Origin of the sequence: Stenotrophomonas sp. SMYL86 (genome assembly GCF_036320025.1) — a bacterium.
In the GTDB taxonomy this organism is placed as follows: Bacteria; Pseudomonadota; Gammaproteobacteria; order Xanthomonadales; family Xanthomonadaceae; genus Stenotrophomonas; species Stenotrophomonas maltophilia_A.
On sequence record NZ_JAWIRU010000017.1, the window covers coordinates 25,536 to 41,213 of the forward strand.

General features: G+C 66.9%; 18 protein-coding genes. 17 read left to right on the plus strand and 1 reads right to left on the minus strand.

Features of this window, described 5'->3' with window-relative positions:
* Nucleotides 1-7: 7 nt before the first annotated feature.
* The 17 genes from V3B64_RS16650 (at nt 8) to queC (ending at nt 14,515) form a co-directional block, all read left to right on the plus strand.
* Nucleotides 8-331 carry a DNA primase gene (locus tag V3B64_RS16650; RefSeq protein ID WP_071229670.1) on the plus strand — a complete coding sequence of 108 codons (324 nt, stop codon included), beginning with the start codon at nt 8-10 and terminating at the stop codon, nt 329-331.
* A gap of 31 nt (nt 332-362) precedes the next feature.
* Nucleotides 363-884, plus strand: a complete 522-nt coding sequence (locus V3B64_RS16655) for a GNAT family N-acetyltransferase (RefSeq protein ID WP_180852430.1) — start codon at nt 363-365, stop codon at nt 882-884.
* 75 nt (nt 885-959) lie between these two features.
* The gene (locus tag V3B64_RS16660) at nt 960-1,592 is read left to right on the plus strand and encodes an alpha/beta fold hydrolase (protein WP_049422908.1); all 633 of its coding nucleotides are present in this window, start codon (nt 960-962) and stop codon (nt 1,590-1,592) included.
* Between the two features lie 162 nt (nt 1,593-1,754).
* A complete protein-coding gene (locus V3B64_RS16665) occupies nt 1,755-2,486 on the plus strand; it encodes a YebC/PmpR family DNA-binding transcriptional regulator (RefSeq protein ID WP_032128531.1) in 732 nt (243 codons plus the stop codon).
* Nucleotides 2,487-2,591: 105 nt separating this feature from the next.
* The gene (ruvC, locus tag V3B64_RS16670) at nt 2,592-3,113 is read left to right on the plus strand and encodes a crossover junction endodeoxyribonuclease RuvC (protein ID WP_032128530.1); all 522 of its coding nucleotides are present in this window, start codon (nt 2,592-2,594) and stop codon (nt 3,111-3,113) included.
* Between the two features lie 13 nt (nt 3,114-3,126).
* On the plus strand, nt 3,127-3,720 hold the full coding sequence (ruvA, locus tag V3B64_RS16675; protein WP_005410756.1) for a Holliday junction branch migration protein RuvA: 594 nt from the start codon (nt 3,127-3,129) through the stop codon (nt 3,718-3,720).
* 49 nt (nt 3,721-3,769) lie between these two features.
* Nucleotides 3,770-5,689, plus strand: coding sequence for a potassium transporter Kup (locus tag V3B64_RS16680; protein ID WP_032128529.1), 1,920 nt, complete (start codon nt 3,770-3,772; stop codon nt 5,687-5,689).
* A 384-nt stretch (nt 5,690-6,073) separates the two neighbouring features.
* Nucleotides 6,074-7,114: a Holliday junction branch migration DNA helicase RuvB gene (gene ruvB, locus V3B64_RS16685; protein ID WP_010481595.1), complete on the plus strand. Its 1,041-nt coding sequence runs from the start codon at nt 6,074-6,076 to the stop codon at nt 7,112-7,114.
* Nucleotides 7,104-7,535 (plus strand): tol-pal system-associated acyl-CoA thioesterase, encoded by a 432-nt coding sequence (ybgC, locus tag V3B64_RS16690; RefSeq protein ID WP_071229045.1) that lies wholly within the window; start codon nt 7,104-7,106, stop codon nt 7,533-7,535. Before ruvB ends, ybgC begins: the two co-directional genes overlap by 11 nt.
* A gap of 10 nt (nt 7,536-7,545) precedes the next feature.
* Nucleotides 7,546-8,325 carry a protein TolQ gene (gene tolQ / locus V3B64_RS16695; protein WP_006438802.1) on the plus strand — a complete coding sequence of 260 codons (780 nt, stop codon included), beginning with the start codon at nt 7,546-7,548 and terminating at the stop codon, nt 8,323-8,325.
* A 24-nt stretch (nt 8,326-8,349) separates the two neighbouring features.
* The gene (gene tolR, locus V3B64_RS16700; RefSeq protein ID WP_049400778.1) at nt 8,350-8,778 is read left to right on the plus strand and encodes a protein TolR; all 429 of its coding nucleotides are present in this window, start codon (nt 8,350-8,352) and stop codon (nt 8,776-8,778) included.
* A complete protein-coding gene (tolA, locus tag V3B64_RS16705; RefSeq protein WP_005410750.1) occupies nt 8,768-9,823 on the plus strand; it encodes a cell envelope integrity protein TolA in 1,056 nt (351 codons plus the stop codon). The genes tolR and tolA overlap by 11 nt, the downstream gene beginning before the upstream one ends.
* Before the next feature lie 284 nt (nt 9,824-10,107).
* Entirely contained in the window at nt 10,108-11,427 is a 1,320-nt protein-coding gene (gene tolB / locus V3B64_RS16710) for a Tol-Pal system beta propeller repeat protein TolB (RefSeq protein WP_032128528.1), read from the plus strand.
* A gap of 64 nt (nt 11,428-11,491) precedes the next feature.
* The gene (pal, locus tag V3B64_RS16715) at nt 11,492-12,010 is read left to right on the plus strand and encodes a peptidoglycan-associated lipoprotein Pal (RefSeq protein WP_032128527.1); all 519 of its coding nucleotides are present in this window, start codon (nt 11,492-11,494) and stop codon (nt 12,008-12,010) included.
* Between the two features lie 3 nt (nt 12,011-12,013).
* A complete protein-coding gene (gene ybgF / locus V3B64_RS16720) occupies nt 12,014-12,832 on the plus strand; it encodes a tol-pal system protein YbgF (RefSeq protein ID WP_010481611.1) in 819 nt (272 codons plus the stop codon).
* A 237-nt stretch (nt 12,833-13,069) separates the two neighbouring features.
* Nucleotides 13,070-13,771: a 7-carboxy-7-deazaguanine synthase QueE gene (gene queE, locus V3B64_RS16725; protein WP_049422912.1), complete on the plus strand. Its 702-nt coding sequence runs from the start codon at nt 13,070-13,072 to the stop codon at nt 13,769-13,771.
* Between the two features lie 78 nt (nt 13,772-13,849).
* Nucleotides 13,850-14,515 carry a 7-cyano-7-deazaguanine synthase QueC gene (queC, locus tag V3B64_RS16730; RefSeq protein ID WP_049422913.1) on the plus strand — a complete coding sequence of 222 codons (666 nt, stop codon included), beginning with the start codon at nt 13,850-13,852 and terminating at the stop codon, nt 14,513-14,515.
* A gap of 122 nt (nt 14,516-14,637) precedes the next feature.
* Here queC and V3B64_RS16735 read toward each other — a convergent pair whose 3' ends face one another.
* A complete protein-coding gene (locus V3B64_RS16735; protein WP_121504680.1) occupies nt 14,638-15,594 on the minus strand; it encodes a DUF2268 domain-containing putative Zn-dependent protease in 957 nt (318 codons plus the stop codon).
* Between the last annotated feature and the right edge of the window lie 84 nt (nt 15,595-15,678).

Below are 15,678 nucleotides of genomic sequence, written 5' to 3' on the forward strand. Positions count from 1 at the left end.
CCAGGCAATGACCGAGTTTGCGTTTTCGCTGGAGTGGGAAAAGCTGGGCAATGAAGGCTCCGAGGCCACCCTGGTCACCGAGCGTGCGCGCGTGTTCGGTGGTTGGCTGGTTCGCGTCGGAACCAACCCGGCGGCGATGGCCCTGACCTTCGTCGCCGACGGCGAGGGCCGTTGGGACGGTGAAGACTTCGGCGTCGAGGATTACGAGGACGACGAAGAGGAAGAGTACGACGAGGACGAGGAAGGCGAAGAAGAGGACGAGGACGAAGAGGAATACGAGGAAGAGGACGAGGAAGAAGAAGCGGAATCGGAATCGCCTGAAAAGGCTTGACCCGCGCTTCGCCCTGACGTCAACTTCCTGCATGTATTCGATCCGCCGCGCCACCGTGGACGACGCGCCGACCCTGTCGGCGCTGGCTGCCCGCACGTTCACCGAAACCTTCGGCCATCTGTATCCGCCGCAGGACCTGCAGGCCTTCCTCGAGGAGGCCTACACGGTCGAGCGCCAGCGCGTGATCCTGGCCCACCCCGATTACGCGGTGTGGCTGCTGGAGCTGGACGGGGAGGCGGTCGGCCATGCCGCCGCCGGCCCCTGTGGCCTGCCGCACCCGGACGTGAAGCCCGGTGACGGCGAACTCAAGCGCCTGTACCTGATCAAGACGCAGCAGAGCTGCGGCTGGGGCAGCCGCCTGCTGGAAACCGCGCTGGCCTGGCTGGAACACGAAGGCCCGCGCACGCTGTGGCTGGGCGTGTGGTCGGAGAACTTCGGCGCACAGCGCTTCTACGCCCGCTATGGATTCGAGAAGGCGGGCGAGTACCTGTTCCCGGTCGGCGACACCCACGATCTTGAATTCATCCTGCGCCGCGCACCGCGCGCAGCCTGACGTTCACCGCCGCTTGCTGCGCGCGCGTGTTCAATCACCGTACGTTCCTGCCCCGCTGACCGCCAGGCTGTTTGCATGACTCCCCCCGTATTGCTGCTGCATGGCATCTGGAATGCCCGTGCCTGGGTCGGGCCGCTGGCCTGGCGCCTGCGCGCGCGCGGTTTCCAGGTGCACGCATTCGGTTACTCCTCGGTCTTCGGTGGCCCCGACGTGGCGGTGCCGCAGCTGCTGGAGCGGCTGGCCGATGCCGGGCCGTTGTCGCTGGTTGGCCACAGCCTGGGAGGCTTGCTGGCGCTGGAAGCGCTGCGCCGCAATCCGCAGCTGCCGGTGCAGCGCGTGGTCTGTCTGGGCTCGCCGCTGCGCGGCAGTGGCACTGCGCGTTCGCTGTCCGAGCACGGCTGGGGCCTGGCGTTGGGGCGCAGCAGCGATCTGCTGCTCGATGGCCTGCCGGACTGGCAGGGCAGGGCCGAGGTTGGCCTGATCGCCGGTTCGGTGCCGCACGGGCTGGGCAGCCTGCTGGGCGCCATCGACGATGCCTCCGACGGTACCGTGGCCCTGGCCGAGACACGCCTGCCGGGCCTGGCCGACCATTGCGTGGTGCGTACCAGCCACAGTGGCCTGGTGGTATCGCCCGATGCCGCGCGGCAGACCGCGCATTTCCTGCGCCACGGCCAGTTCGATCACAGCCGCGACGCCGCCGCTGCATGATTGAGTAGGTGCGACCGGCCTGCCTCGGTGGGTGCGAACCGTTGGTTCGCACGCTCTCCGCCGGGCATGACCTGGCGGCATCCCTCCGCCCTAGACACGGTTGCCGCCCCCGATCAGGTAGAATCCGCGCCTTGATCCTGAAGCAGCCAGACGGTAGCACCCATGGGTAGAGGCCCCTCCATCGAAGCCCGCAAGAACGCGTCCGACGCGAAGCGCGGCAAGATTTTCACCAAGATCATCCGCGAGATCGGCGTTGCCGCGCGCGGCGGTGGAGGCGACCCCAACAACAATCCGCGCCTGCGCGTGGCCGTGGACAAGGGCCTGGCCGTGAACATGTCCAAGGACGTGATCGAGCGCGCCATCAAGAAGGCTACCGGTGAACTGGAAGGCGTCGATTACGAGGAAATCCGCTACGAGGGCTACGCCCCGGGTGGCGTGGCCGTGATCGTCGACTGCCTGACCGACAACCGCGTGCGCACGGTGGCCGATGTCCGCCATGCGTTCAGCAAGTGCGGCGGCAACATGGGCACCGAAGGCTCGGTCGCCTTCATGTTCAAGCGCCTGGGCGTGCTCAGCTTCGCCCCGGGTGCTGACGAGGAAGCCATCACCGAAGCGGCCATCGAGGCCGGCGCCGATGACATCGTGGTCTACCCGGACGACGGCTCGATCGACGTGGTCACCAGCCCTGACGCGTTCAACGCGGTCAAGGATGCGATGGCCGCCGCTGGCCATGTCGCCGACCACGCCGAAATCACCTTCCGCGCGGACAACGACATCAAGGTCGAGGGCGAGGTTGCCCTGCAGGTCAAGAAGCTGCTGGACATGCTTGAAGACCTGGACGACGTGCAGGACGTGTACTCCAACGCCGAACTCGGCGCCGACGCCTACGCCTGAGCCGTCCTTGACGGCCTGGGCGCGGGCCGTTGAACGGTCACCGCGGACAGTCATGAGCCCATACGCCTGCCAGCGCCTCCCGTTCCGCCCCGCCAGGAGTGCAGCATGACCCGCATCCTCGGCATCGACCCCGGTTCGCAGCGGACCGGGGTCGGCATCATCGATGTCGACGCCACCGGCCGTGTCAGCCACGTGCACCACCAGCCGCTGGTGCTGCTCGGCGCCGACGATTTCCCGCAGCGCATGAAGCTGCTGGTGCTGGGCCTGGCTGACCTGTGCCGCGAGTACCAGCCGCAGGAAGTGGCCATCGAACGCGTGTTCATGGCCCGCAACCCCGATTCGGCGCTGAAGCTGGGCCAGGCCCGTGGCGCGGCGATTTCCGCCGTGGTGCTGCGTGACCTGCCGGTGCACGAATACGCCGCCAGCGAGATCAAGTTGGCGGTGGTCGGGCGCGGTGGCGCCGAAAAGCAACAGGTTCAACACATGGTCGGGCTCATGCTCAACCTGAAAACCAAGCTGCAGGCCGACGCGGCCGACGCGTTGGCAGTGGCGATCACCCATGCCCACGTAAGGGCAACGGCCAACCGCCTGGGGCTCAGTGCCCGCCAGGCGTGGGGCCGCAAATGAGGAGCTGCACGCAATGATCGGTCGACTGCGCGGCATCGTCGCCTACAAGGCGCCGCCGTGGCTGGTGGTGGACGTGAACGGAGTGGGCTACGAGCTGGAGGCGCCGATGAGCACCTTCTACGACCTGCCCGAGCTCGGCCGCGAGGTCACCCTGTACACCCATTACTCGCAGAAGGAAGACAGCGTCTCGCTGTACGGCTTCCTGCGCGAAGGTGAGCGGCGCCTGTTCCGCGACGTGCAGAAGGTCAGTGGCATCGGCGCGAAGATCGCGCTGGCCGTGCTGTCCGGCGTCACCGTCGAGGAATTCGCGCGCATGGTCCAGGCCGGTGACATCACCGCGCTGACCCGCATTCCGGGCATCGGCAAGAAGACCGCCGAGCGCATGGTGCTGGAGCTGCGTGACCGCGCGGCGCAGTTCGGTGCCGGCGGCGCGCTGCCCACCGGCAGCGGCCCGGCCCCGGCCGATCCGCTGTCCGATGCCACCGTGGCCCTGCAGCAGCTGGGCTACAAGCCGGCCGAAGCGGCGCGCATGGCCCGCGATGCCTTCAACGAAGGTGACGAAGTGGCCACCGTGATCCGCAAGGCGCTGCAGTCGGCGCTGCGCTGAGCCGCGTCCCTTTCCCCCAACCTACCGCCTGAGCTTCGCCAGGAGTCCCATGTCCAGCAGTCAAACCCCGCACGCGGCCGCCCCAGGCGGTCATGGTCACGCCCCTCCAGCCGGAGGCCTGGCGCTGATCATCGGTGCGATCGGCGTGGTCTTCGGCGATATCGGTACCAGCCCGCTGTACACCCTGAAGGAGGCGTTCTCGCCGCACTACGGGCTCAACAGTGACCACGACACCGTGCTGGGCGTGCTGTCGCTGGCGTTCTGGGCGCTGAACATCGTGGTCACGCTGAAGTACGTGACCATCATCATGCGCGCCGACAACGACGGCGAGGGCGGCATCATGGCGCTGATGGCGCTGACCCAGCGCACGCTGCGCAATGGGTCGCGCTCGGCCTATGTGGTCGGCATCCTCGGCATCTTCGGTGCCTCGCTGTTCTTCGGCGATGGCGTGATCACCCCAGCGATATCGGTGCTGGGTGCGGTGGAAGGCCTGGAAGTTGCCGCGCCAGGACTGCACGCCTTCATCGTTCCGATCACCGTGGTGGTACTGCTGGCGGTGTTCGCGGTACAGCGCTTCGGCACCGCGAAGATCGGCAAGCTGTTCGGGCCGATCACCTCGATCTGGTTCATTTCGCTGGCGGCGATCGGCATCTACAACATCGTCGATGCACCGGAAGTGCTGAAGGCGTTCAACCCGTGGTGGGCAATCCGCTTCTTCATGGAGCATGGCTGGCACAGCATCTTCATTCTCGGCGCGGTGGTGCTGGCAGTGACCGGCGGTGAGGCGCTGTACGCCGACATGGGCCACTTCGGTGCCAAGCCGATCCGCCACGCCTGGTACTTCTTCGTGCTGCCGTGCCTGGTGCTGAACTACCTGGGGCAGGGTGCGCTGGTGCTCAACCACCCCGAGGCGGTGAAAAATCCGTTCTTCGAAGCGGTGCCGTCGTGGGCGCTGTATCCGATGATCATCCTGGCCACCATGGCCGCGGTGATTGCCTCGCAGTCGGTCATCACCGGCGCGTTCTCGGTCTCGCGCCAGGCCATGCAGCTGGGCTACATCCCGCGCATGCGCATCAAGCACACCTCGCACGACACCATCGGCCAGATCTACATCCCGGGAATCAACTGGGGTATCGCGGTGATGGTGATCGGCCTGGTGCTGGCCTTCCGCAGCTCGTCCAACCTGGCCGTGGCCTACGGCATCTCGGTGTCGGCCACCATGCTGATCGACACCCTGCTGCTGGCCCTGGTGGCGCGCTCGCTGTGGCCGAAGGCGCGCAAGTGGATCCTGCCGCTGTGTGTGGTGTTCTTCGTCATCGACCTCGGCTTCGTCATCGCCAACGGCGCCAAGCTGCTGCAGGGCGCCTGGTTCCCGGTGGTGCTGGGCATCTTCCTGTTCACCATGATGCGCACCTGGCGCCGTGGCCGCGAGCTGCTGCGCGATGAGATCCGCAAGGACGGCATCCGCCTGGATACCTTCCTGCCGGGCCTGATGCTGGCGCCGCCGGTACGCGTGCCGGGCACCGCGGTGTTCCTTACCGCCGACCCGACCGTGGCCCCGCACGCGCTGATGCACAACCTCAAGCACAACAAGGTGCTGCACGAGCGCAACGTGTTCCTGCACGTGGAAACCCTGCCCATTCCCTATGCGATGGAAGGGCAGCGGCTGAAGATCGAATCGGTGGGCGACGAGTTCTACCGCGTCTACGTGCGCTTCGGTTTCATGGAGACCCCGGACGTGCCGCTGGCGCTGATGCGCTCGTGCGACCACGGCGGCATCTACTTCGACCCGATGGACACCACCTTCTTCGCCAGCCGCGAAACCATCGTCGCCACCGCCAACCGCGGCATGCCGATCTGGCGCGACAAGCTGTTCGCCCTGATGCATCGAAACGCCGCGCCGGCGACGGGCTTCTTCCGGATCCCGGGCAACAGATTGGTGGAACTGGGCGCGCAGGTGGAGATCTGACCGCGCGGGGTCGGATCCTTTTTCCGCAGGAAAAAGGCTCTGACCCCATGTTTCGCGCGTCCGGGAGTGGGGTCAGAGCCGTTTTCCGTTGGAAAACGGATCCGACCCCGTGCCGACCAACGGTCGGCACCCACCCTCAACAGCAGGTCCCAACAGCTCGCAGGAAACTGTCGAAGGCGGGGTGGGTCCGGTTGCGGGGGCGTGAGCCGCATGGATGCGGCGACCGAGCTTACATGGACGTACTTGCAGCGTCCCCCGCAAGCGGACCCACCCCGCCATTCCCCAGGAACTCAGCTTTGGCTGTTGCTCCGGCCGTTGCAGTTGCTTCTGCGGGTGCCGGGCGCAGCCCGGCCGAAACCCGCGCCTTTGCCGCATAATCAGCACATGACCGACGACCGCATCATCGGCGCCGGCGCCACCCGCGAGGATGACGCCGCCGACGCCAGCATCCGCCCCAAGCGCCTTGCCGACTACCTCGGCCAGGTGCCGGTGCGCGAGCAGATGGAGATCTACATCCAGGCGGCCAAGGGGCGCGGCGACGCGCTCGACCATGTGCTGATCTTCGGGCCGCCCGGCCTGGGCAAGACCACCCTCAGCCATGTCATCGCCAACGAACTGGGCGTGGCCCTGCGGGTCACCTCCGGCCCGGTGATCGAGAAGGCCGGCGACCTCGCCGCGCTGCTGACCAACCTGCAGCCGCACGATGTGCTGTTCATCGACGAGATCCATCGCCTGTCGCCGGTGGTGGAGGAAGTGCTGTACCCGGCGATGGAAGATTTCCAGATCGACATCATGATCGGCGAGGGCCCCGCCGCCCGCTCGATCAAGATCGACCTGCCGCCGTTCACCCTGATCGGTGCCACCACCCGTGCTGGCCTTCTGACCGCGCCGTTGCGCGACCGCTTCGGCATCGTCCAGCGCCTGGAGTTCTACAGCGTCGAGGAGCTGACCCGGATCGTGCGCCGCTCGGCAGCCATCCTGGCCATCGACTGCACGGCCGATGGGGCAGGGGAGATCGCGCGCCGCGCGCGTGGCACCCCGCGTATCGCCAACCGCCTGCTGCGCCGCGTGCGCGACTATGCGCAGGTGAAGGCCGGCGGCCACATCGACGAGGCCGTGGCCCAGGCCGCGATGAAGATGCTGAAGGTCGACCCGGAGGGCTTCGACGAGCTTGACCGGCGCCTGCTCAAGACCATGGTCGACTACTTCGACGGCGGTCCGGTCGGCATCGAATCGCTGGCGGCGGCGCTGTCTGAAGAGCGCGGCACGCTGGAAGACGTGGTCGAGCCGTACCTGATCCAGCAGGGCTTCCTGGTGCGCACCGCGCGTGGCCGCATGGCCACCCACAAGGCCTACCGGCACATGGGCCTGAAGCCGAAGAACCCGCCGCAGGACCTGTTCGCGGAGGTTCCCGATGTCGGTTGAGCCCCGATTCAGTTGGCCGACACGCATTTACTGGGAAGATACCGACGCAGGTGGCGTGGTCTACCACGCCCGCTACGTGGCCTTCATGGAACGGGCCCGGACCGAATGGATGCGTGCGCTGGGCTACGGCCAGGAGCGCATGCGCGCCGAGCACGGGATGGTCTTCGCGGTGCGCTCGATGCAGATGGATTTCATCAAGCCGGCACGGCTGGATGACACCCTGCAGGTGAGTGCCCGCCTGGTCCAGCTGAAGAAGGCCAGCATGGTCTTCGACCAGCAGATCCTGCGCGACGGCGAGCTGCTGCTGTCGGCGCAGGTCCGCATCGCCGCACTGGAAGCGGCCAGTTTCCGCCCGCGTGGCATGGACGAGGCCGTCCTTGCCGTGCTGCAACCCCACCTCCACCCCGAATCCGAACACTGAGGAACAACGGATGATCGCAACGCTCCTGGCCCTGCAGGCCACGGTCACCGAGGCACTGCCGGCCGACGTCAGCAATGCCGCGACACAGACCCTTGCCCAGGCCACCACTGGCGGCGGCATCAACTACCTCGAACTGATGGCCAAGGCCAGCCTGCCGGTGAAGATCATCGTGCTGCTGCTGCTGGTCGGCTCGTTCGTCAGCTGGGTGATCATTTTCCGCAAGGCCCGCGTGTTCAAGCAGGCCACCCGCGAAGCCGACGAGTTCGAGAACCGCTTCTGGTCCGGTGCGGACCTGGGCAAGCTGTACAGCTCGGCCACCGACCGCAGCCGCAATGTCGGCGGCCTGGAAGCCATCTTCGAAGCCGGCTTCCGCGAGTACACCCGCCTGCGCGACAAGCGCCGCCTGGACGGTCGCGCCCAGCTGGAAGGCGCACAGCGTGCCATGCGCACCACCTACACCCGCGAAGTGGACCAGCTTGAGCGCAACCTGGAACTGCTGGCCAACATCGGCTCGACCGCGCCTTACGTGGGCCTGGTCGGTACCGTGTTCGGCATCATGGTGACCATGCACGACATGATCAGCAGCGGTGCGCAGGCCGGCATCGCCGCCGTCGCGCCGGGCATCTCCGAGGCACTGTTCGCCACCGCCATCGGCCTGTTCGTGGCGATCCCGGCGGTGTGGGCCTACAACCGCTTCACCACGCGCGTGGAGCGCATGTCGGTGCGGTTCGAGACCTTCGCCGAAGAGTTCAGCTCCATCCTGCAGCGCCAGAGCGCTGGCGACGAGTAAGCGCCTGACCCGGGAGTCCAAGCCATGTCCGCTGCCATCGGTCGCCGCAAGCGCCGCAAGCTGAAATCGGAAATCAACGTCGTTCCTTATATCGACGTCATGCTGGTGCTGCTGATCATCTTCATGGTCACCGCACCGCTGCTCACCCTGAGCTTCGACGTCGACCTGCCGCAGTCCAACGCCAAGGCGCTGGAGAGCAAGCAGGATCCGGTGATCGTCTCGGTGCGCCAGGACGGCCAGCTCAGCCTGAAGCTGCCCGACGCCAAGGACCCGACCGCCGTGTCGGCCGAGGAACTGGAAGGCCGTCTGGCCGGCATCGCCGCCCAGGACAAGGGCGTGCGCGTGATCGTCGCCGCCGACCGCGCCGTGGCCTATGAAAAGGTCATTGCTGCAATGGATGTGATCAAGCGCGCCAAGGTAGACAAGGTAGGCCTGGCCACCGATGCACGCTGACGCCCTGCCACCCCCGCATCAGCGCGAACCCGGCTGGGGCCTGCCCCTGGCGCTGGCGTTGCTGGTGCACCTGCTGGTCGCGCTGGTGTTCATCGTGGCCTGGTTCTGGTCGCCCGAGCGCAACACCGATGCCGCCGCCGGCGACCCCTCGGTCGAGGCCAGCCTGGCGCTGTCCGCGTCCGAGGCCTCCGCCGCGCGCCAGGCCCTGCGCCAGTCGGAGAAGCTGGAGGACCTGCCGCCGCCGGTGGCCGAGCCGATCCCGGTGCCGGAAGACACCATCCCGCCGCCGCAGCCGATTCCCGAGCCGCGCCCGCAGGACGCCCCCACGCCGCAGCAGCAACAGGCGCAGGAGCGTGTCGCGCAGCCGGACACCAAGGACCAGGAAGCGGTGAGCGCGCTGGCCATCTCGCAGGAGAAGGCCAAGCAGGAACAGGAGGCCAAGCGTCGGCAGGAGCAGATCGACCTGACCGAACGCAAGCGCCAGGAAGAAGCGGAGCAGAAGCTGCGCCTGGCCAAGCAGCAGGAAGCGGACGAAAAGAAGAAGCAGGCCGAGCAGGAGCGCGTGGCGGCTGACAAGGCCGAGGCCGAGAAGCAGAAGAAGATCGCCGAGATCCGCGCCCGCCGCGAGCAGGCCGAGAAGGAAGCCAAGCTGGCCGAGCAGAAGCTGCGCCAGGTGGCAGCCGCGCGTAATGCTGCCGGCAGTGCCGCTGCCGGTTCCAGCGGTGCCTCCCAGCCGGCCGCCGGTGGCGGTGGCAACAGCGATGATCTTTCGGCCAAGTACGCGGCCGCGATCCAGGCCAAGGTGCTGTCGCAGTGGGTGCGCCCGGATACGGTGCCGCTCGGCCAGCGTTGCCAGATCACCATCACCCAGATTCCGGGGGGCACGGTGATGCAGGCCAAGGTCAGCCCGAACTGCCCGTACGACGAGGCCGGCAAGCGTTCGATCGAGGCCGCCGTGCTCAACGCGCAGCCGCTGCCGTACCGCGGCTTCGAGTCTGTGTTCGCACGCACGCTCAACTTCACCTTTACCGCCCAGGATCGCTGAGGCGGGCAGGGCTGGGTGGCCATCGGGCCACCTGCGCCCACGGATGTCGCGCCTGCCTCTGGCGGGCCCGGTTTCAGCCGGGCAAGCTGGGGGCTGCTGTGGAATACCACCCTGCGGGGCGGTGTGGCCGGGGCAGGCGGTGCGATGTTAGCCACGACGTTAACGGTGCGTGAGAGGACGGGCTGGAACTGACCCGGAATTCACGTACCCTTGGTTCATGATTGCGAAGCGGTTCACTCCCGCTTTGTTATCCCTCGTTCCGGTTTCCCCCTATTGAGCGCTCCATGAAAAAGATGCCTCGCTGGCTTGCCGTGTTTGCGGCCCTGTTGCTGCCCTTTGCTGCCGTCGCGCAGCAGAAGGGGCTGGATATCGACATCATCGGCGGCAATGCCTCCGCGCTGCCGATCACCATCGTGCCGATGCCCTACCAGGGTTCGGCGGCTGCACCGCAGACCGACGTCGCCGGGGTGGTCCGCGCCGACCTCGAGCGTTCGGGCCAGTTCCGCACGCTGCCGGAAGCACAGATCGTCGAAAAGCCCGTGCGGGGCGGCGACATCCAGTTCGCCACCTGGCGCGCGCTGAAGCAGAACTACATCGTGGTCGGCCGCGTGCTCGACGCCGGTGCCGGCGCCTACCGTGTCGAGTACGAACTGTTCGACGTACCGAAGGGCGAGCGCCTGCTGGGCCTGGCGATGACCGCCCGTGGCAACGCCATGCGTGACGTCGCCCACCAGATGGCCGATGCCATCTACGAGAAGATCACCGGTGTCCGTGGCGCCTTCTGGACCCGCATCGCCTACGTGACCGCCAGCGGCAAGGGCGACGCCATGCGCTACGCGCTGATGGTGGCCGACTCCGATGGCTACAACCCGCAGACCATCGTGCGTTCGGCCGAGCCGCTGCTGTCGCCGTCGTGGAGCCCGGATGGCAGCAAGCTGGCCTACGTCAGCTTCGAGCGTGGCAATTCGGCCATCTACATCCAGAACATCGGCACCGGTGCGCGTGAGCTGGTCACCAGCTTCCGCGGCATCAACAGCGCCCCGGCGTTCTCGCCGGACGGCCGCAAGCTGGCCCTGACCCTGTCGCGTTCGGGTAACCCGGAAATCTACGTGATGGACCTGGGCAGCAAGCAGCTGACCCAGCTGACCAACCACTTCGCCATCGATACCGAGCCGACCTGGGCACCGGACGGCAGCGCGGTGTACTTCACCTCCGACCGCGGCGGCCGTCCGCAGGTGTACAAGGTCGGTGCGGGCGGCGGCAGCGCCGAGCGCGTGACCTTCCAGGGCAACTACAATGCCAAGCCCTCGGTGTCCTACGATGGCAAGAAGATCGCCGTCGCCCAGGGCTCGGGCAACAGCTACAAGATCGCGATGATGGACAGCTCGCTGGGTTCGCCCCGCTGGAGCACGCTGTCCCCGGGTTCGCTGGATGAATCTCCGAGCTTTGCGCCCAACGCAAGCATGGTGTTGTACGCCGCCCGCGAGGGTGGCCGTGGTGTGCTGTACGCCGTTTCTGCCGATGCGCGCGTGCGCCAGCGGTTGGTTCTGGCTGACGGAGATGTGCGCGAACCGGCATGGTCCCCATACCGTACCCAGCGCTAAAAGAGTGTTAATATTTTCGCTGTCTTGAACCCCTCATCGGCCTAGGAGCCACAAAGGTATCGCCATGAACAAGTCCACCCGCGTTCTGCTTGTTTCCCTGCTGTCTGTGGCCGTCCTGGCCGGTTGCTCGAAGAAGGTGAAGGAAGAGCCGGCAGCCCCGGTTGACACCGGCACCTCGACCACCACCCCGACCGCTCCGTCGACCTCCGGCCTGTACGGCCCGGGCGACCTGGACACCGACGCTTGCCTGCGCCAGCGCGTTGTCTACTTCGACCTGGACAAGGAAGACGTAAAGCCGGAGTTCCAGGCCATCATGGCGTGCCACGCCAAGTACCTGCGTGACCGTCCGTCCTCGCGCATCACCCTGCAGGGCCACACCGACGAGCGCGGTTCGCGCGCGTACAACCAGGCCCTGGGCGAGCGTCGTGGCAACGGCGTCAACTCGGCCCTGCAGGCCAACGGTGGCTCGGCTTCGCAGCTGACCGTCGTGTCCTACGGTGAAGAGCGTCCGGTCTGCACCGAGTCGAACGAGTCCTGCTGGTCGCAGAACCGTCGCGTCGAAATCGTCTACACCGCGCAGTAATCCATGCGTATTGGCATCAAACTGATGCTGGTCGTTGCGGCAGCCCTCGTGGCTGCCGCACCGGCGCATGCACAGCGACAGAGCCTGGCCGACCGCGTTGGCGCGATCGAGCAGCAGATGTACAACAACAGTGCCAACCAGGACCTGTTGAACCAGATCAATCAGCTGCGGCAGCAGGTCACCAGCCTGCAGGCCTCGATCGAGCAGTTGCAGCACGACAACGCCCAGCTCAAGCAGTCCGCCCAGGACCAGTACCTGGATCTGGACAGCCGCCTGAACCGGTTGGAAGGGGGCAATGCCGCCCCGGCCCTGCCGCCCGTTCCGGCGAGCGCGCCGAAGGCCGCCCCGGCCCCGGCAAAACCCGCAGCGGCGGCCACTTCCGAGCGGCCGCCTTCCGTCCATGGTGATGCCGGCAGCCTTGCCGCCACCGGCGACGAGCGCACCTCCTACAACGTCGCCTTCGATTCGCTGAAGGCCGGCAAGTACGATGATTCGGCGCAGCTATTTCTGAGCTTCCTGCAGCTGTACCCGAACGGCGTCTACGCGCCGAACGCGCTGTACTGGCTGGGCGAGAGCTACTACGCCACCCGCAATTTCCCGATGGCGGAGACCCAGTTCCGTGAACTGCTCTCGCGCTATCCGACCCACGACAAGGCCGCTGGCGGCCTGCTCAAGGTCGGCCTCTCGCAGTATGGCGAGGGCAAGGTCGACCAGGCCCAGCAGACGCTGGAGACCGTCGTGGCGCAGTACCCTGGCTCGGACGCCGCGCGCACCGCGCAGGACCGCCTGCAGTCGATCCGCCTCGGCAAGCAGATTCGCTGATCCGCTGACCGGGCGTACAATACGTGTCCTGTAGAGCCGAGCCCACGCTCGGCTGCTTTCGTTTCCGGACCGGCAAACCCGCCCGGATCCGGTAGAGCCGGGCCATGCCCGGCGGCTTGCATTACCGGCTGGGCCACACCCGACCGGCTGCAGTTGTAGAGCCGAGCCATGCTCGGCTGCTTTCGTTACCGGCCACGGTAGCCCACCCGCCACGTGTCCCACCAAGAAGTCCCCGCCATGACCGCCGTTACCCCGTCCAGCGCCGCCGCCACGCCCAGCGAGATCGTGCAGTCGCCGCTGCCACGCCTGAAGATCACCGAGATCTTCACCTCGCTGCAGGGCGAAGCCGATACCGCCGGCTGGCCGACCGTGTTCGTGCGCCTGACCGGCTGCCCGCTGCGTTGCCAGTACTGCGACACCGCCTATGCCTTCCATGGCGGCACCTGGTGGGACATCGACGACATCGTGGCCGAGGTGCTGGCCCAGGGTGTGCGCCACGTCTGCGTGACCGGTGGCGAGCCGCTGGCACAGAAGCGCTGCCTGGTACTGCTGCAGAAGCTGTGCGACGCCGGCATGGATGTCTCGCTGGAAACCTCCGGTGCGCTGGACGTCAGCGCCGTGGACTCCCGGGTATCGCGTGTGGTCGACATCAAGACCCCGGGTTCGGCCGAAGTGGCGCGCAACCGCTGGGACAACCTGCCGTTGCTGACCGCCCGCGACCAGATCAAGTTCGTCATCTGCAGTCGCGAGGATTACGACTGGGCCAAGTCCCTGTTGGCCGAGCACGATCTGGTGAAGCGTTGCACCGTGTTCTTCTCGCCGAGCAAGGGTGAGATCACCGCGCGCCAGCTGGCCGACTGGATCGTCGAGGACCGGCTGCCGGTGCGCTTCCAGATGCAGTTGCATAAAATCCTGTGGAACGACGAGCCGGGCCGATGAGCCCAGGCAGCGTTCCCTGATGTAGCTCCGGCGCGGGACAGCGTGCTGGCTTTCCCCTCCCAACCGGATGTTTTACCCATGAAGAAGGCAGTCGTGCTTCTCTCCGGCGGCATGGATTCAGCCGCCGTCATCGCCATGGCCCAGGAACAGGGCTTCGCCGTGCATGCCCTGAGCGTGCGCTACGGCCAGCGCCATACTTCCGAACTGGATGCCGCCGCCCGCGTGGCCAAGGCCCAGGGCGTTATCGCGCACAAGACCGTGGACGTGGACCTGCGCAGCATCGGCGGCTCGGCGTTGACCGACGACATCGACGTGCCCGAGGCCGGCGGTGCCGGCATTCCGGTCACCTACGTGCCGGCGCGCAACACCATCATGCTGTCGCTGGCGTTGGGCTGGGCCGAAGTGCTCGGTGCCAACGACATCTTCTGCGGCGTCAACGCCGTGGACTACTCCGGCTACCCGGACTGCCGTCCCGAGTTCGTGGCCGCGTTCCAGGCGCTGGCCAACCTGGCCACCAAGTCGGGCGTGGAAGGCGCGGGCATCAAGGTGCACGCACCGCTGCAGTTCCTCAGCAAGGGCCAGATCGTCAGCGAAGGCGTGCGCCTGGGCGTGGACTTCGGCCTGACCGTGTCCTGCTACAACGCCGACGCCAACGGCGCCGCCTGCGGCCACTGCGATGCCTGCCGCCTGCGCGCGCAGGGCTTCACCGAGGCCGGCGTAGCCGACCCGACGCTGTACGCCTGAAATACGGGTGCCGGGCATGGCCCGGCGCCGCCGGGGTCTGGAATCTGGTAGTGCCGGCCGCTGGCCGGCATTCCCGTGGGTGCCAACCTTGGTTGGCACTGTCCGCAGGGCATGGCCCGGCGCTACCGCTGCCGCAACCACCCAGATGCTTCAATAAACGCCCGCACCGCCTTCGGATCGGCATAGTCCAGCTCGATCATCCGCGCGATGCCCGCCTTCTCATCGGCCTGCTGCCGCATGTACCCCTGCGCGATGCGATACCCGGCGTAGTACCCCACATCACTCACCCCGAACGGATTGCGGGCGCTGTTGTAGAGCCAGTTGTCGAGATTTTCCCCGTTCATCTCAGCAATGAAGCGTGTGCGGATTTCCGCTTCGTGTGTTGCGCCGTAGTCGTAGAAGGATAATGCCGGCCGGCGCCCACTCAGTCGCTCCGCCACATACTCGGCCACACCCTCGCGCACCGCGTACTGGGCCAGGCTGCCGGTGGTCTCGCGCTGCTGCGTATGCACGTACTCGTGCAGGTTGTTCTGCGCGTTGTTCGCCCCCGGACGGCTGTCGTAGAAGATCCGCAGGCGGCTGCGCATCGGCTCCGGCAGCTCGCTCACGTCCACGCGCTCATCGCCCAGCGCCATCTCCGCTCCGATCAGCACCTTGTCACCCAGCGTCGTGCCGCCGGTACGCAGAACACCGACCGCATAGGTGATGGTGGCAGGGCGCAGGGCGGGGTAGAGCGTACGGAAGGCAGTCAGGTCCCGTTCCAGTGTGGCGCTGGCCTGCTGCGCGTTGGCGGTCAATGGCCGTACCGACGTCCAGAAGCGCGGCCACGTACGCATGGCCGTGGCGTATTCGCGGGCGGTGTAGTTGCGGACCTGCATCAGCGCATGCAGGCCGGGGCTGCCTGGATCGATGTAGCGCTCCTGCACCAGTGCGACCTGGCGTTCAACGTCGGGCTCGGTGCGCACGGCGTCATAGGTAGCCCAGAAGCGGCCGATATCATCAGTGACGACCTGGGGCGGGGCGGCCAGTGCTGCGCAGGGCACAAGCAGGGCGGCAATGAGGCAGAAGGGCAGGCGCATCCGTGGCTCCGGGGAAGGATCACAGATGGGATGCGACGGAGGCCCGGAAGGTTTAAGCCGGCGGCCCAGATCGGGGTAGTGCCG